Below are 17,525 nucleotides of genomic sequence, written 5' to 3' on the forward strand. Positions count from 1 at the left end.
CTATAATGTTGATAAATCATTTCTACAGAATTAATGCATTAAACTAATTTAGGGTTCATAATTTCTTGCGTCCGTTGAATAATGTCGACACCTTGTTGTTTTAGCCAATACGGAATATCAATAAATACCCAGTTCTCTAAAAGCTTTTCTCCATCTCGATAATATACGTCTACTACCTGCATATCTGCGCGAATATTACCTCCTGGCAAACCTAGAAAACCTCCGGCCGGTGTATTTGAAAGGTTGGGCCATCCAAAAAAACAGGCAAAAGAACCTTCGGCAAAGCGACAGACATGTCCATTAAATTCTTTATCTTTAAGGTTATTTCGAAAAGGAAGTTGATGTTGTTTCTGATACCTTGGTATCGTATAACTGGCACCTATTCCTCCGGGACCGTACCAAATCATGTCCTCTGACCAGCTCCGCTCCAGTACGTGGGGAGGGCACCCGGCTTCTTCATTTTTATTTAGCTCAGATAAATCATTTACCATTTGATTAACAAGGTTTAACGTTTTAATTCCTTCTTCCGGATTAGCATCTTCAAATAAAAGACCATCGTGATTTTTTGGACCCGGATATACATAATATGTACCTGTCGATGGTGGTAAAGGATTAATACCAGCTTGAAGCATAAAGCCAATGATGTCTACAAATAGGCCGGTTTGAGTAATTTTTCCGTCTTCCACACAATTAAATTCTGCGTATCTTAAATTAATCATTTTTCCTGTTCTTGGAATACCAAGCCAATCCTCATCAAAGAGCCCCATAAAGTGCCCCATACTCATTACCCATTTCTCTCCACCAATTTCATTTGTTCCTGCTATAAATATATCTTGGCGACGCTGAAGTCTTTTTATTGATTTTAGTAGTGGTCTCCAAAACGATGTGACTACTGCATGACTTCCTTGCTGTTCTCGAAAAGGATATACGCCTCTCCAAAGGTAATTTTCACTTGTGTACTCTTTTAGTACGCCCTCTACATCCTTAAGTGAAGCTTCCTCAAGAGCATTAAAGTAATTCATTACAATCTTTTTTTCATCCTGGTAATTACTCATTGCAACCTCCTTTTTGAATGCGCATTCAAAATTATATAAAGTAACAAACTCTTATTTATATTGAATAATATCGAATTTCAAACGAAAAGTAAATAGTAAATTTAGAATATTTATAATATTTAAATTTGCGCTCTCCTTTATTCCATCAAAATAAAATATCACATATTTAGCTAGTTATATATAAATTCATAGCTTTACAGTAGAATGAAAAATGTCTTCTGTTTTTTAATTCACCACTAGCAATAATTAAAGGATCATCGATAGATATACTTGGCTTTTTAATAATGTCAGCAATATAAACAACCCTCACACTGGTTTCAACGAATGTATTGTTACTTCTGAAGACGATATGAATAGCTCCATATACTTTTTGATCTCCAATCCTGACATAAGTAAATTCTTTGACATAATCACTGATAAATTGTTAAGGAACGATGAAGAATTGAGGAATAAAGTCATGTAGGAGGAAAGAGATATATTGGCTAGATTTTTTATAGCCATAACATTTATTTTATATAAAAAGGTGATACGAGAAGATTATCTCGTATCACCTTTTTATTAGTTATTAAGTGAAATTGATTGAACAATATTACCTCCGCTTGGACCACCAATTACAAATTTTGCTTCATAAGCAACGGTTGTTTTAGCAGGCACTGAAAACGTATAGTATTGAATGTTACTACCTGGTGCTACTTGTGTGCTTCTCCACGTATTATCGCTACCTCGATATGCAATAAATGCATTTGAAGAAGGGTTTCCTTTGTAGTTAGCTGATACAGTTCTTGCTCGGGTACCGTTGTTTGTAACGGACCCTTTGACTGTGTATACAACACCCCAGTTAGCTAGATTCCCATACTTTCCTTCCCCATCTGATGGACGAAGAGCATCAACAGTTCCCCAACCTGGCATATCGAACGAAAGCATGTCATTTGTAATAGCATTTTGATTATTTACCGGACTAATGCTGCTAACCCACCCGCCTGAACGAATACTTGAACTTCCATATGTCCCTGTACTGACGTTGTAATTTGGATATTGAACAGCTAGTACGCCTTGAGCATCCGAATCGCTAATCGTAAAATTGACGTTTGCTGCTGTCACTTCCGAATAAGGACTCATTCCTTTGTAAACGCGTGCTTCATGCGTTCCATCGCTTTCTATTCGCTGAACATAGCCCATATATGCTGTAGATCCATCTAAAGCACTGAAATTCCGATATGCCGTGTTGTTCATAATTACCTGTCCGCCTGAAATAGTAAAGTCAATAACACCGCTAAAGAAGCTACCGTTGGTAACGGAGTTATCTTTACGCATAATCCACTGACTCCCTCCAGCTGGAACTGTGTAGGAAGTTCCTGTTGAAGAATACGCACTAAACATTTGTTCAAACGGTCGCCCTCCGAACACGCTTGCTTCGTATCCACTACCATTTACAGTTACTGTTACTGGATAAGAGTTTGGATTATAGAGTTGAATACCAAATCCAATTGTAGACCCTGATCGATTAACATGTTCAAAGAAATTACGATACTTTCCTGGAGCTAACGTATCTCGGTAAATAGACTTGTCTCCTAGATTCGCATCCCCTAAATCTCCGTTGTAAATTTGCTCCGGGTTATTCACAAAGATTAACGAGCGACCCCCGCCCTTTGTGTAGCTAACCGTTGGTACAGTTGCTGCTTCTGTTGCTAAAGTAAACAATCCTGAAAATAAAAGTACTCCTACTAACATAATTGATGTAGCCAATCTTTTCACGTTCTGCACACCTCTCCAACAAAATAATCTAAAGCTCCTTCTTTTTATTCGAGAGTTGCCCTTAAACTCCTCTATATTTCTTATTTGAAAGTCTATATTTTAGCTAATTAAAAATTAGATTTCACAATATAGAGAGATCTATTGTTCTTTTTTGACCACCGTATAATGAAACTATCTGTATAATCAATTATGATTTGTTCTATAAGTTTATGCATATTAAAATTCCCTTTTCATTATATCAATGACTATAAGAATCACATACATCATCACTTCATCTCCTAATTATGCTTCTAAAAATGCCCTCCATTAGAAACATTTTTAGAACAATAAAGAAAGCGCATACATTTTAGTTAAAATATATTGAAAATTAAAAATATTGAACTATACTGGTTAATAGAATACAAAACTTCATTTGGAGGTTGATGATTTGAAGAGGCTACGTCATATTATCATAAGTTTGGTCTTGCTATTTACGATTGCTCCTTGGTTTCCTGCTTCTATTGCATCTGCATATGATGGACAAACTCTAGACACTGGAATCTACTGGTTCGGATCAGGAAATGTTTCACAAAAATTTATTGCTGGACAATCCAATTCTTACTTTAACGCAAGCAAGCCTACTATCATCTATATTCACGGATGGCAAAAAGACACCACTGCGTCTCTATTCCGTGAAACATTCAACCCAAAACGAAATGATGCAACAAATGGTCCAGATGTGAACACTGTGAACTACTGGGTTTCCAAAGGGTGGAACATTGGTATTTTCTATTGGAACCAACTCGCTGATGAAGGCGAAGTAAAAGACGCAGAGGCTAAAATTTGGACAACTTCCGGACCACAGGGTATGCGCTGGCGTAAGAAAGACGGTACATACAGCACAGCTGGCGCACCGACAGTTTCAGCAGCGCAATTGTTTGTGAATACATACAAACAAGCAATGCAAGGCTTTACAGGTAGCGAAGTTCGTTTTGCAGGACATTCGCTTGGAAACCAAATGGTTACGAACAGTGCAAAACTGATTAGCGACCAGGTAGATGGAGGAACGATTGCTACAAATCTCAGGCCGAAGCGCGTGGCTCTTCTCGACCCTTTTTGGTCACAAGACTCCAAAAGCTACTTAGGAGGTAAATGGACTGGCGAAATCTCCCGTCAATACGTAACCCATCTAAAAGCAAAAGGAGTGGTATTCGAACAATATAAGTCGAGCGCTATCACGGATGTTGGCATTGGCGACAGTAATAAAGGCATGATTCAGCTAACCGCATTCGCTGAGTTGAAACCTTGGTATATTTCAGTTACTGATCAAGGTGGAAAGCATGGCGCAGCGCGAGATTGGTACTTCTATTCTATGGGCTTCACCGCACCTGCTGAAATTAAAAATGGCGCTACTACTGGTCTTGATGGCCCTTCCGCAGCCACGTCCACGACTCGTGTACAAACGATGATGAACTCGAGCAACCGGTGGTATCAGGATGCAGGTCAAAACACTGCTAATCCATCCGATGATAAGTTTGAAGTAATAGCACGTTAAGATACATTATATATAAGAGAATAAGGATCCTAATTGGGTCCTTATTCATTTAATAATAAAAGAGGAAATTGTTTTACCTTTAGACCTCTATGAAATATGATTGATTCGTGCAAATCGAAAGCACCCACCAGCTTTTCTTAAACATAGATATAATCATATTTCTTTCTTCAGACTGATTAAAATTCTAGATGAACTACACCTTCTATTAAAGAAGATACAACGATATTCAACTCTAAATATACTAGAAGACTTAGTAAGTAGATTTTACTTTGCAAAGTCAAAAAGTAAATATCAAACAAGAAAAATTTATAGTCCTTGGTGTAGCAGTTGATCAATAGATATCAAAAGACACATTTTATCTATGCTTCTTCCCTTTCACTTTTCCACCACTCGTTCACGCTGCTTGCTTTTTCACCACGAAGCAAAACCGTCTCTCCAAGCTCTGGAACAAGCAAGTTCACGTCTTTTTCTTTTGCTTTTTGAATGGCTCGTTCAATTGGATCCGTCCAGCTATGATACGCGAGGGTAAATGCCCCCCAGTGAATGAGCATCATCGTTTCACCTTTTACATCAAGATGTGCTTGCACCGACTCTTCTGGTTTCATGTGAACCCACGACCAGCGCGCATCATACTGTCCGCCTTCCATCAGCGTTAAGGTAAACGGACCGTATTTTTCTCCTACTTCTTTAAAATGAGTATCGTATCCACCGTCACCGCTCGTATAAAAGCGCGTGTTTTTACCAAGGATAACCCAGCCACCCCAAAGTGTGGAATCACGGTTCAATACGCCTCTTCCAGAGAAATGCTTAGAAGGAGTAAAAGCTAGTGTTATACCTCCTGATTCTACCTCGTCCCACCAGTTCAGCTCAGTAATGCTGTGTGAAGAAAAGCCCCATTTCATTAAGTGAGCGCCTACACCAAGCGGCACAAAAAAGTGCTTTACTTTGTGCTTAAGCTTTTTAATCGACGAATAATCAAGGTGGTCATAATGATCATGCGTTAATAAAACTGCATCAATCGGTGGCATTTCATCAATGATATGTAAAATATCTTGGCTATAGCGCTTGCTTCCAATGAAGGATACAGGCGAAGCTGTAGAACCAAGCATGGGGTCAATAAGAAGTTTTTTATTGTCAATGCTTAGTAAAAAAGCTGAATGACCAAACCAAGTAAGACTATCTTCCTTACTTTTCACCTTTTCCCAGTCAATCTTTTTCATAGAAAGCTGGTTTCTTGGACTTCGCTCCTGCTTTTTGTTCATAGAATCTTTGATAAAAGACAGAATGTCAGCTGCGCTCATTTTCATGTTAGTAGGCACCATGTTTTTAAACTTGCCATTTTCATAATGAGGAAACCGTTCATAGGCTTCTTTTTGTAATTTGGTTGGGTTTGCCCCGAACGTTGGATGAACATTAATAAACAGCACAACACCAAAGGTTAATAAAATTAGAAATAATAATACGTATGACATCATTGTCTGCCTCCATTAGTAAGCCAAATAGGTTGTGAACCTATTATAGATGGAATATTAATGAAGAAGCAATTTATCTTCCTTGTAGCAAGAAGAAATTTACATATGGCTTTGTTTTTTAGCAATATATTCCCTATATTTCCAAATGAGTTTACAGTTAAACCAGTGAGGAGCCAACCGAATAAAGCGAGCGGAATAACAAGCAACTACCGCATTTCACTCTAACACCAAAATATCCGTATTTTCAGGGGTGTAACCCAGCAGCCGTAGCATAATCACAATTTGTCCTTTATGATGAAATTCATGAGTGATGGAATGAATTAGTAGTTGGCGAGGTGTCTTTCTTACCACTTCACTAGTAGTTTTCCAAGAAGGCTCTCTTTCGATAAGCTCATCAAATGTATCTGTGGCATTTCTGATTACTTCTTCTACATATCTATCAGCCTCTTGAAAATAACGTTCAATATCCTCTACTCGCATAGTGTGAATAGCTTCTTTCGTTAGTAGCGGTGAGGATGTTTTTAAAAGCACAAAAGAACCCAACCATGCATGGTAGCACCCAGCTACATGAACTAAAGAGTCTCTGATGCTTTGAAATCCAAATTCAAACTCTTTCCTAAATTCAGCTTCGTTTAGTTCTTTACATTGATCCAATAAAATCTGCCGCGTTTTCTTTACCCACTCGTATTCTATTTCCGACAAAACCTCACCTCTTTAGTAAATTGTATAATTTATCCTTACTATACACTAATTTGAAATAATTAAAAGGTCTATTAAGTTAGCACTAATTATATGTAAAATATAGAAAATATGTTATTATATAGTTATTATTTTCTTAAATAACATGTTGTGTAGGAGTTGTAAAGCACTATGATTTTTTTAATATTTGGGTTTCTCGCAATTATGGTCACTTTATTTTCAATAGAATCAAACCTGCGAAAAACAGTAAAACAAAATGATAGGATGATTGAATTGCTTGAAAAGCAGAATAGAGAATGAAAAAAGCCGCTAGTCGAAACTCGCGGCTAACATTGCATATTAATGTTTATAAAAACGGTATGGAATCAAAATTCAGTACAAATACTACTACCGCTAGTGCTAAGAGAATAATAGGAACAACCACTTTTGAAAACGAATCTTTTGCACGAATTAAATGCGTATAGATTGCACCCAGCATCGTTACGCCCAATACAAACGCACCGATTGCGGAAAGACTTTCATACCAAACTCCCCACACGATAACAATAGCTCCAACTACTTCTACAAATCCTGTGAATTTTCGGAACCCACTCGAAAAGCCATACCGCTCAAACTCACTAACCATGTCCTGAGAATAAAACTTCATGAAACCAAAAAATAAAAAGCCAACTCCCAAAATAAACTGCAGTACCGTTGATAGCATAACCACTCACTCCTTCTCCATTTTAAGTCAAAGCCTAAAACTTTTTGAAAAGAGCTTTTCAGCGTAGTAAGCATCAGATCCTATAAAGTAAGAATAAAGACAGAAGCTACTTGTAAAAGTAAATCTTCTTAGTTGCATTATATGACTAAATTGTTAGAACAATGTGTATGAGGGCTTGGTCTTTTTAAATAGATTTTCTGCTATATAAGCTGACAACTAGATAAATTTTACTTTATATTTTAGTGACTATAATCAAGTTTGTAAAAAAAACACACAGTTAACAGCTGAAACAATAATACTTTATACCTTTTTCTTTTTCTTAGGGAATATTTTTCTAACAAACTTACTGTCATTGGCGTATGTTCAGGTTGAGAGTTAACTCTTTCTAAAAACCATTCATATTTTTGGATTATTTCATCGGTTAAAAGTTCTGTGTTTTTCGTTCTACTTTTATAGTTAAGCTTTGCTAATTTTTGAGGTAACTAAAGCCTACTATCTCGCTTACAATACCAAGTAGGCTTTCTTATATTTAGATTTCCTTAACGTTGTAAATCCGCACTTTTCTGACGCTACCCCATCTTAAACATTTATAAAAGAGTAAAAACTTTCATTAATTATCAGGTAACTCTTTACGATCATCCGCCTCTGGTAGTTTTTCTATCCACCCTTTTTTAATCATAATTCTCCCAAAAGATGAGATCGTTTTCAAATCCCGAAAAATAGAGGCGTCACAATGTCCAGCTACATCTATCCTCATACTTGTTACCATAGCTGCAGCATAATACGTGGCGGCTAAATTAAATAAAAATCCAGTATGAAACACCATTAATTTATCTGAAAAAGGAGCTACATCAGAATTTGTAATTTCATTGTCTAATAATTGGGGAGGTTTAAGATTTTCATCCTGAAGGATAGAAGAGAAAATATTTATATTTTTATTAACTGTATGTAAACAATTATCCATAAATTTATGAATGTCTTTATCTTTAATTACTTGTTTAAATCCAATGACGAGAGCCTTAGCTGCAATGCTCTTTTTTAGATTAAAAAAAATATTTCCTGCTTCCATTGAATTTAAAGGTCGTTTATCTCCGAATAAATCCATAACATATCCTATCTCTGTAACTGATTGACTCCTTTGAGATGTAGAAAAATAGGGAGATCGTTGATAAATACCTTTGGATAAAAGGATTTCGATCGACTTATTATAAATCTCCATAGCATCAATGTTGCATTGGAAATAGTGATCTCGTATATCTTTTCTGGCCGACACACTAAAAGATATACTATATCCAGCTAACCCGTGCATTGTCATCTCATGCATGTAGCCTAACCAAAAAACATCTGTAAACAGAGGAGGTGCATCTGCATTTACATCTTTTTCAGTAAATCCTTTCGGTGGCTCCAGCTTTTCAGATTTAAAAATATTTCTAAGCACTTTTAAATGCTTTTCGGATATATCTAGGGTAAATTCGTATAGAGAATAAATTTCAGGGTCCTTAACCGTTGCCAACACGTATTTGCTAATACAAACAGCCATTGTATCTTGAATATATTGTGTCCATAAACTTGTAATTTCTGAGGACGTTAATCTCATTTTATTATCCAAACCTGTTACCTCCCATACTATATAAACTTATAGTATTGTGCCCCAAATCCTTACATTTAACATGATTTTTATATTCATAACAAAGGCCAACATTGTTAATTTGGCATCTAACTGGAGTTTTAAAGTCTTGTAATAGATTTGAATTTATCATCTGTAAAAGTATACTTTTACAGAATCTTTATTTGATGTTTGATTGTCCTTATATGATAATCTTAAGAGAATGAGAAAAGGATGGTAAACAATGAACTTTAAATATACAGTTTGTTTTATTAAACGAGACAATAAAATCCTTATGTTAAATCGAGAAAAAGAACCTATTATGGGGATATGGAATGGAGTTGGAGGTAAAATAGAGAAAAATGAATCTCCTGAACAATCTGCGCTCCGTGAAGTTTGGGAAGAAACAACTATTCAATTGAGTGGTTTTATATCTCAAGGAGTTGTAACGTGGTTAACTCCTGAAGGTAAAGTAGATGGAATACACGTTTTTCTTGGAGAATTAGACACCCTTTTTACATATGATACACCAATAAAAACTCGAGAAGGCATTTTAGATTGGAAAGATATTGATTGGATTTTAAACCCTAATAATCTTGGCATACCAGAAAAAATCCCACACTACTTACCAACATTACTAGCTCATAAAGGAAATCATTTATTTACATACAGTCAAAATAAAATGGTCCATCAAAAATTATAACTACTATAGAAACCAGTTGACGTAATGTGGGTTCTAGGTAGCACTTTAATCTAATAATTCCATTTCCTTTTCCTACAGTAACCATTGGAAAAACAATTAAATCTATGCCAACTCAAAAAGAAAAAGCCTGTATCTAAAAAGATACAGGCTTTTTCGCGTACTGTTTAGGAATTTATTGGCCCTTGTGAGCCTCTTTCGTTACGTATATCGATTCATAACCAAAGTGCCTTGTGCAAAATACGAATATCTACTTTTAATTTGAGGTAATACGTTTGTTGAAGTCGCTGTTATTTCTTTCAAAACGAATCAGTCCCTTCTTAATTAAGTATTTACCTTTTCATAACATCCAATAGTAATAATATTGGTGTCATATTATATATGTACCACATGTTTTAAAATTGAAACGTTAATCTACAAATTCTTTTGAATTTTTCCTTTCTTAATGAAAGGGCTCATTGATATTAAAAGGTGAATAACAGAATGAAAAATCACTCGGTTTATCTGTTATGATAAATTCTTATTTAATGCTTCGGAAAAATTCTCGTCAATTTGAATTTCGGAAAAAATAAAATAAGTAACTGTATGAGTAAAAGCGGAAATTGAATCAATAAATTCTTCTATTTCTTTCATAGATAAAGCAGTTAATTTAATAATATAGCACGCTTTTCCTGCAATACGGTAACAAAAAACAGCGTTCGCACAATTCTGTATAGCAGATTTAAAGCGATCATATTCAGCGTGTTTTAAAGTAATTTCAATTAAGCATTGTATAGTTAATCCCATTTTCTCTCGGTTAACTTTTAAAGTGTATCCTTCTATAATTCCTTCGTTTTCTAGACGTCTTACTCTTTCTGTTACAGAAGGTGAAGATAAATTAACACGCTTAGATAGTTCACACATAGATAACCGTGCATCTTTGCTAAGTTCATCAATTATTTTTATATCTACATGATCTATTTTCATATTAAATATCATCCTGCCTTTTTCTTTCTAAATTTAAAATATATTCTTATATTCTATAACATATATAAAGCAAAATTTTTAATTTTTACATTAAAATAATAACGGACTCCAAAAATTAATCAATGGGAGATGAGAAAGAAATTATATATTGTTTTATACAAGATACTAGTGGATATAGAAAGGATGTTTAGCTTGAAAGAAGAAGTATTAGGTCATTTAGTAGCAGTTATAACCATAATTATTTGGGGAGCAACATATGTTTCAACTAAACTTTTGCTAGTCTATCTTAGCCCTATAGAAATTCTATTTTATCGATTTTTACTAGCCTATTTAGTTTTATTGTTAATTTATCCAAAGTTTAAAACATCAACGAACATAAGGGAAGAATTTCTGTTTCTGGGTGCTGGCTTTACTGGTGGAATGTTGTTTTTTCTTATAGAAAACATTGCTTTAAAATATACAACAGCTGCAAATGTAGGATTATTAGTATCTATATCACCTATATTGACAGCCCTTATGGCTTATTATTTTATAGGAGTAGAAAAATTAAGCAAAAAGTTTTTACTAGGATCCATCCTCGCCATAGTAGGAGTATTTTTAGTAATATTTAATGGAGAATTTAACCTTCAATTGAATATTTTTGGCGATGTATTAGCCCTACTAGCTGCTATTGTTTGGGCTTGTTATTCAATTATCTTAAGAAAAATCGGTAAAACACATAACTATTTATATGTTACGAGAAAAACCTTTTTCTATGGATTAGTAACTCTTTTACCTATTCTATATATATATGGGACAGAGTTTAAAATTGAAAAGTTACTGAGTTATAGTGTACTACCAAACATTTTATACCTAAGCTTAGGAGCTTCTTTACTTGGTTTTATTATGTGGAACATAGCAATTAATCGCCTTGGTGTAGTAAAGGCAAGTACTTCTATTTATTTAGTGCCATTTATTACAATAGTTATAGCTAGAATCATATTAAATGAAAAACTAAGTCACTTTTCACTCCTCGGAGGAGTTTTAATCCTAATGGGCTTATATATAACCGAGTACGGGTTCAATAAAATAAGAATACCTAATAATTTAAAAAATAAAGCTTTTCGTGAAAAATTATAGAGTTGGACTTGGTAAAATCGCTTTTCCATATGGACACTTTTGTTTTGATCCAACAGTTACGTATACAATCGTTTTAACAAAGTAACTGATCATGCTTATCCTTTCCTAAAATGAATAAAGGCACCAATTCCTGCTTGAAAGTAGAATCTGGCGCCTTTATTTATTTCTAGAAATTTTTAAATTTTTTTGATTCCTATGAACGTATAACTAACAAAATACCGGGTTTAGTGAATGCTATTAGATAACAATCTGAACAAATGATCCGTATGATTTCTAAACCCTGCCTCAATACCAATCAGCGTCACAGGTTTTTCTTTCTCATGTATAATTACCGCCTGTCCTTTTGCATTGTTTCTATCCTTCCAATGTCCTGCTACAAAGAAGTCGTCGCTGTTAGCAAAAGTTGCAGCTACGTTCATATTGTCTGTGTTCGTGTACCAGACAGGACTGTATACGAAACCGATATCCTCTTGTTTATAGCCTGCTGTTAACGGTGAATTTTTATATTCAACGTTTACAATTCCATTGCTGCTTGAAAAGCCTCTGTTTACTTCAACATCTGTAAGTCCAGCTGCTTTCGCAATTTGAGATCCTCCAGCGCCTACTGCAATGAACTTACCTTTTCCTTGCACAAATTGATTCAATTTTTCATAAAACGCCTTTACTTCTTCTTCACTTGTTAGAGCAAACTCCTTGTTCGCTTCGCTTTGTTTATAAGACACGAGGCTTGCTGAACCACTATAAACAAAAGCATCGTAAGCACCTAACCCCTGATTTGCTACTTCTCTTGGATGTACTTCAGTCACATCAAACCCTAAACGCTCTAACGCTAGCTTTGTTCCAGCATGAGATTGAACTTTCCCTAATCCACCATCTTTTAGAATCGCAACCTTTTTCTTTTTAAGAGCAACAGCTTCATTTGGTATCTTTCCAGACTTTACAGATAATCCAGTTTTCTGAACCTCTCTTTGAATTTGCTCTCTATTTGCATTGGCATAGAAATTCCCTTTCGTATCTTTCTTAATGGAAACTCCTTGTTTTAAAAGTGCATTAACAAGAGAAACAGCTTCGACAGAAGTATTTGGGATAACGTATGGACCAGATCCGGTTACTTTCCCCGCATGAACTACCTTTTTCACTTGGGTTGATTTCACTTTAAGCTCTTCATGTGATTGGATTGCGTCGAAACCCCATAACTCAGGAAGATTCCAGGCAGAAATGTCATACATAGCATCAATATCATTCGTGATGTCTTCACCATCCCACAGAAAAACGTTTGCTAAACCAGCTTTCGCTTGGTCCATATCTACTATATACGTTCCCTTTTCATAGCGGTTTCCATCCAAGGTAAAGGACTGATTACTTTTTTCCACCTTCACATCGTTGTCTACTAAATGCTGAACAGCCTTTAACACTACTGAATTATCTTCTTTGTTTTCTGGTATCACATAAGCTTCGGGATAGAAATGTTCTTCATTATTTGGATGTTCCCCTTTGGCCCCCCGAACAAAAACTTCAATCTGGTCACTAAGCATGCCCTGTTTATTTTGAAGAGCAAACTTCAATGCGCCTGAAACAGCATCGACTTGCCACTTCACACCATCCCAATCGTTTGTTGGTGCTTCAAGTGTATATCCATAGCCCCCATGCAGCATTGCATAAGCAGGTGTGTAAATCGGCGGATACACGTCCCATCCGGAGGCTGAATCTCTTAATGGAATATGTGTCCCTTCCATCGTTTGATAGAGTTCAGATTCATAGTTTTCTCTTTCACTTACTAGTTCTGATTCCATCGCTTCCGCTTGTTTGTTCATCCATTTATATAACAGATCATATTCATAATTCGGGTTATGAGGAGGTGTTCCTGGAAGAATGAGGCCAGGATGTTTAGCAGCTCCCCTCTGTTTCACGTATCCATGAAGATCTAAGAGAAGTAACGGGTTATAATCTACAATTTGTTTAACCACCGCTTTTGTCTCTAGCTGCGATTGTGTTACAAAATCTCGATTTAAATCAACTCCCTCAGCGTTAAACCTTGTTGCATCTATTCTTCCATCTGGATTAGCATTGACATTTATAATTAACGTAAAATTTTTTAAAATCTCCTTCGTTTCCTTGTCGTTTTCATAACCAAAACGTTCAATCAGGTTGATAACCGCATCCGTGCCTACGAACTCTGTACCGTGTATAGATGCATGAATTAATATGGGTGCTTTTACATCAGGATTCTCTTTCAAATATTGCTGAGCTTTTACAGGGTTATCAGTCATTAGTTTACGGAGCGTTTTATATTTCTCAGCGGAACTCTTAGACTCTGAATCTTCTATCGTAACGGTATATAAGTCTTTGCCAGTAGATGACTTACCTGTAATACTTAGATTAACTCTGCTGCTTGTCTTTGCATAGTTAGTCAGTTTTTGTTTAAGTGCGTCATACGTTATGTAGTCGTATTTTTCTGTGTTGAACAGGCTATGTTTTCTTTCGCCTGACTTATTACTTTCTGCAAGTACATCAGCCGCTGGAAGTGCTCCAGTAAATAAAGAGAGACTTAGTAATGTTGATATAATTGGTCGTTTCATTTTCATTCTCCTTCAGTATTTTGTTTTTATACAATGGCTTTGTCTTTAGAAATCCTCCTTTCTCCATACAAAAAAGCCCCTTTCCTAAGAAAGAGGCTTTGTATCATAAAGACAATATTCCTCTTCCTTATCTCCCAGCTCTAAAAGCTGCAAGAATTAGCACCGTATCGAATCAATGTCGACCGGTTGCCGGGTTTCATCGGGCTTGTCCCTCCACCTGCTCTTGATAAAGAAGTAAATCTATGAAATTAATGTAAATTATATCCTAATCACACTTAGAGTCAATACACAAAAAGGAAAATGATACTTTTTGATTATATGTGCTAAATACAGTAGTTCTTATTTCGTGGAAATCACAATGATAAAAAGATTAAAACGTAAGCTACAACTGACCTGTTTTCCATAAACATTCCAGCTTGTATTTATATTCACAATCTAGATAATAACATTTATAGATAAATAAAGTTATTTAATTTATATAAGGTCTCCTATAGGAACCAAGCACTTAGACAAGCCTTTGAAATAGAAGGGATTGTTTAAGTGTTAAATTTATTGTTTATACATCTTTCTATACATCGTTGATTTATCCACTAGTCTCCTACTATAGATATTTTCTGAATTTCATGATTGCTCAATACCCTTATTAATTTGCTCAATGCTGGATGATAATCTCCAGGGATAAATATTTTTATGTTCTCTAAATCCTTTATAAATTTATCAATTTCGCCTCGATTAAATTCTACATTAGTCAAATAGTAATCTCTAATTTTTCTCAAATACAAATAACTTCCCCAGTTATTATTTGTGTGAAATAGAGCACCATGTAATGACTCTTCAATCTCTTTAAAATCAAGATACCGATCTTCTTTACCGTACATCTCCATATCAAGTCCCATATGCTTCCCTCGCTCTCTAATTAATTTATCTAACTAAAGTAATTATATCCCTTTATAGATAAGTATCCTCTAATTAAATTTAATTTTAATAATGATATAAAAAAATTAGTTGATACGATTGTTAGTAAAAAATCTCGAGTTATGGAAACAGACCTTAAATCAAAAGTTCAAGAAGCAATAGTAATTTATAAAGTAAATGGTGTAAACTATAAACTTATAATCAAAAAGGATTATATTGCAAGCTTATATCCGGTTAAGTAGAAAGGCGGAACAATATGAATATTAAATTCACTGTTTATATCTCAAATATAAAGCATGGTTCTTCTCATTTATTAACAAACGATTCTATTAATGAATTAGATTCTATTTTTGTAACTTCAGAGAAAATGCGATATATACCAATTACTCATTCAGAGGCTGTTAAAGCAGCTGTTAAAACAGCTGAGGAGCAAGAAGCTCCTGCTTTATATATTCCGGGGTATGTACAATTAACTATCGATAATAATGAAATTTTTACTGAAGATGATTGGACCACTGATATACTTATGACTTGGAAAGGTTTCTCTTTACTTTTAGATCGTGAATATTTTGATAGTTTTAGCAAAAAAGATGAGATAAATATTACATTACTTGATAATCAAACAGAATGTATGATTACTAACTTAGGTAAGGATATTCAATTAAAAATAGCTAGATTTTTAATACCTGAAATTGAAGATACAACGATTGATATTAATACAATAGAAAATACAATTTTTGAATCACCATTGATTCCTAAAGAAGTATTTCTTAATGCAATTAAAGAAGAATTAGAGAATGTTTTTATATTTTTACAAAGTAATGAACTTTTTAAAGAAGATAGCTCTTACGAAACTATTTTAGAAATATATGATGATATATCTAAAAAATAAGTTGTTAATTAGACAGAATTAAGATTCAGTTTATTTTTGACAACTATTTAATTACCATAAAACGTGTTATCGGAAATAATCTTGTAGTAAGAGAAGCTTATTTCATAAGGTCAATCCCAAAAGTTGAACATAACTTCCCCAACCGTTTTTGGTTTCCAATAAAAGATTTGCTCTAACTCACTGCTGTTCAACTTATTTTTATTTTCTAGGCTTACTTCTCCTTTGCTTTTTCTTATATCTAAAGGTTCATTAAGTTCTTCTTTACTTAAAACTTTATAGAATGGCATAAAATCCTTTGATAAGACAAGATCATCAATAAAATTAATATGTTGAAATTCAAAAGTAGAAGCAAAAGCTAAAAAAGGATAATGTGCATTGAGTAACACATAGATCTCTCGGTTAAAAATATCTACTTTTAACTTTAAAAAATTAGTTGCTAAATTTGCTTCATCAGTCTTTAATATTTTTCCATGATTTTTTCTAACCAAATTGAAGCATATATTTTTAAAATGGTTCTCATCTATGTCATTCGGTTTATTATCTATTGAACTATAAAAACCCGTTACTCCATTAGGAAGATTCATTAAGTGAATAACTCCTTTCAAAATGCTTAGATACATATATTTTATATGTATAAAGGGTTCAATTCTAGTTAACATAATCCAGATTATCAGTAGTAATAAGCTGGATTGTTAGTTCTACAAGATTATGTAAATTTAAACCCAATTCCACCATCTACAATAATGTTTTGACCCGTAACAAAAGATGCATCATCAGAAAGTAACCATTTCACTGCTTTTGCTGCTTCGTATGGATCACCAATTCTCCCTAAGGCATTTAAGCTTTTATATGATTCATCTAGTTTTACCTTTTCTTTTGGAGACAAAGTTGAAAATTTTTCTTCTAGCATAGATGTACGAAATGCACCTGGACAAAGAGAATTAATTCTTATATTTTGATGGCCATATTCTTGAGCAACTGATTTCGTTAATGCAATAACACCACTTTTTCCAGCAGCATAAACGCCAGTTCCTGCCGAACATCAGAGAGCATCCATTGAGGATGTATTCACGATGGCACCATTATTTTGCTTTGTCATTACTTGTAGCTGATACTTCATACAAAGCCATACACTCTTTAAGGTAACATTAATTAAATGATCAAAGTCTTCTTCCTTAAACTGATGGGTAGCAGCAGATGAAGCCTCTGTATTAGCTGCATTATTAAAGCCAATATCTATCTTACCAAATGTAGAATATGTTTGACTAACAAGATTCTTGACATCCTCACTAATCGTAACATCAGTTTTAATAAAAATAGAATTAGGTGACCACTTTTTTATTATAGAAAGGGCTTCTTCTCCTCTTTCAGCACTTCGAGAGGCTAGGACGACACGCATGCCCTCTTTTGCTAATAATTCGGCTGTAGCTAAACCAATCCCCGAAGTCCCCCCTGTAATGATCCCTACCTTTTCTTCAAACATATATTTCTCCCCTTTTGCATTCAATGAGATCAAAATAGATTAATTCT

At 34.5% G+C, this 17,525-nt stretch carries 14 protein-coding genes, 1 pseudogene and 1 riboswitch; of the genes and pseudogenes, 4 read left to right on the forward strand and 11 right to left on the reverse strand.

Going from position 1 to position 17,525, the window contains the following annotated elements:
* Positions 1-38: 38 nt before the first annotated feature.
* Together NIZ91_10585 and NIZ91_10590 are read right to left on the reverse strand one after the other, a co-directional pair.
* Positions 39-1,055 carry a nuclear transport factor 2 family protein gene (locus tag NIZ91_10585; GenBank protein USY53218.1) on the reverse strand — a complete coding sequence of 339 codons (1,017 nt, stop codon included), beginning with the start codon at positions 1,053-1,055 and terminating at the stop codon, positions 39-41.
* Between the two features lie 558 nt (positions 1,056-1,613).
* Complete coding sequence (locus tag NIZ91_10590; GenBank protein USY53219.1) at positions 1,614-2,810, reverse strand: hypothetical protein; 1,197 nt, start codon at positions 2,808-2,810, stop codon at positions 1,614-1,616.
* Positions 2,811-3,237: 427 nt separating this feature from the next.
* Here NIZ91_10590 and NIZ91_10595 point away from each other — a divergent pair, with 427 nt between their 5' ends.
* Entirely contained in the window at positions 3,238-4,344 is a 1,107-nt protein-coding gene (locus NIZ91_10595; protein ID USY53220.1) for a hypothetical protein, read from the forward strand.
* A 359-nt stretch (positions 4,345-4,703) separates the two neighbouring features.
* Here NIZ91_10595 and NIZ91_10600 read toward each other — a convergent pair whose 3' ends face one another.
* From NIZ91_10600 to NIZ91_10615, 4 genes are all read right to left on the reverse strand, one after another.
* The gene (locus NIZ91_10600; GenBank protein USY57144.1) at positions 4,704-5,816 is read right to left on the reverse strand and encodes an MBL fold metallo-hydrolase; all 1,113 of its coding nucleotides are present in this window, start codon (positions 5,814-5,816) and stop codon (positions 4,704-4,706) included.
* Positions 5,817-6,032: 216 nt separating this feature from the next.
* Positions 6,033-6,518 (reverse strand): DinB family protein, encoded by a 486-nt coding sequence (locus NIZ91_10605; GenBank protein USY53221.1) that lies wholly within the window; start codon positions 6,516-6,518, stop codon positions 6,033-6,035.
* Between the two features lie 343 nt (positions 6,519-6,861).
* Positions 6,862-7,218: a DoxX family protein gene (locus tag NIZ91_10610; protein USY53222.1), complete on the reverse strand. Its 357-nt coding sequence runs from the start codon at positions 7,216-7,218 to the stop codon at positions 6,862-6,864.
* 610 nt (positions 7,219-7,828) lie between these two features.
* Entirely contained in the window at positions 7,829-8,827 is a 999-nt protein-coding gene (locus NIZ91_10615; GenBank protein USY53223.1) for a DUF3231 family protein, read from the reverse strand.
* A gap of 241 nt (positions 8,828-9,068) precedes the next feature.
* Between NIZ91_10615 and NIZ91_10620 the strand changes: the two genes are divergently transcribed.
* Entirely contained in the window at positions 9,069-9,527 is a 459-nt protein-coding gene (locus NIZ91_10620; GenBank protein USY53224.1) for an 8-oxo-dGTP diphosphatase, read from the forward strand.
* A 504-nt stretch (positions 9,528-10,031) separates the two neighbouring features.
* On the opposite strand, the gene NIZ91_10625 is transcribed toward NIZ91_10620, so the two are convergent.
* Entirely contained in the window at positions 10,032-10,490 is a 459-nt protein-coding gene (locus NIZ91_10625; GenBank protein ID USY53225.1) for an Lrp/AsnC family transcriptional regulator, read from the reverse strand.
* A 192-nt stretch (positions 10,491-10,682) separates the two neighbouring features.
* Between NIZ91_10625 and NIZ91_10630 the strand changes: the two genes are divergently transcribed.
* Positions 10,683-11,609, forward strand: coding sequence for a DMT family transporter (locus NIZ91_10630; protein USY53226.1), 927 nt, complete (start codon positions 10,683-10,685; stop codon positions 11,607-11,609).
* Between the two features lie 224 nt (positions 11,610-11,833).
* Here NIZ91_10630 and NIZ91_10635 read toward each other — a convergent pair whose 3' ends face one another.
* Together NIZ91_10635 and NIZ91_10640 are read right to left on the reverse strand one after the other, a co-directional pair.
* The gene (locus tag NIZ91_10635; protein USY53227.1) at positions 11,834-14,188 is read right to left on the reverse strand and encodes a hypothetical protein; all 2,355 of its coding nucleotides are present in this window, start codon (positions 14,186-14,188) and stop codon (positions 11,834-11,836) included.
* A gap of 124 nt (positions 14,189-14,312) precedes the next feature.
* A riboswitch (SAM riboswitch) is annotated at positions 14,313-14,421 on the reverse strand.
* Between the two features lie 357 nt (positions 14,422-14,778).
* Positions 14,779-15,084 carry a hypothetical protein gene (locus tag NIZ91_10640; protein USY53228.1) on the reverse strand — a complete coding sequence of 102 codons (306 nt, stop codon included), beginning with the start codon at positions 15,082-15,084 and terminating at the stop codon, positions 14,779-14,781.
* 275 nt (positions 15,085-15,359) lie between these two features.
* Here NIZ91_10640 and NIZ91_10645 point away from each other — a divergent pair, with 275 nt between their 5' ends.
* Positions 15,360-15,995 carry a hypothetical protein gene (locus NIZ91_10645; protein ID USY53229.1) on the forward strand — a complete coding sequence of 212 codons (636 nt, stop codon included), beginning with the start codon at positions 15,360-15,362 and terminating at the stop codon, positions 15,993-15,995.
* A gap of 110 nt (positions 15,996-16,105) precedes the next feature.
* Here the strand turns inward: NIZ91_10645 and NIZ91_10650 are convergent, their stop codons facing one another.
* Positions 16,106-16,579, reverse strand: a complete 474-nt coding sequence (locus NIZ91_10650; GenBank protein ID USY53230.1) for a hypothetical protein — start codon at positions 16,577-16,579, stop codon at positions 16,106-16,108.
* A gap of 122 nt (positions 16,580-16,701) precedes the next feature.
* Positions 16,702-17,478, reverse strand: a pseudogene (locus NIZ91_10655) (glucose 1-dehydrogenase).
* Positions 17,479-17,525 lie beyond the last annotated feature (47 nt).

The organism is Bacillus sp. 1780r2a1 (assembly GCA_024134725.1).
In the GTDB taxonomy this organism is placed as follows: domain Bacteria; phylum Bacillota; class Bacilli; order Bacillales; family Bacillaceae_H; genus Priestia; species Priestia aryabhattai_A.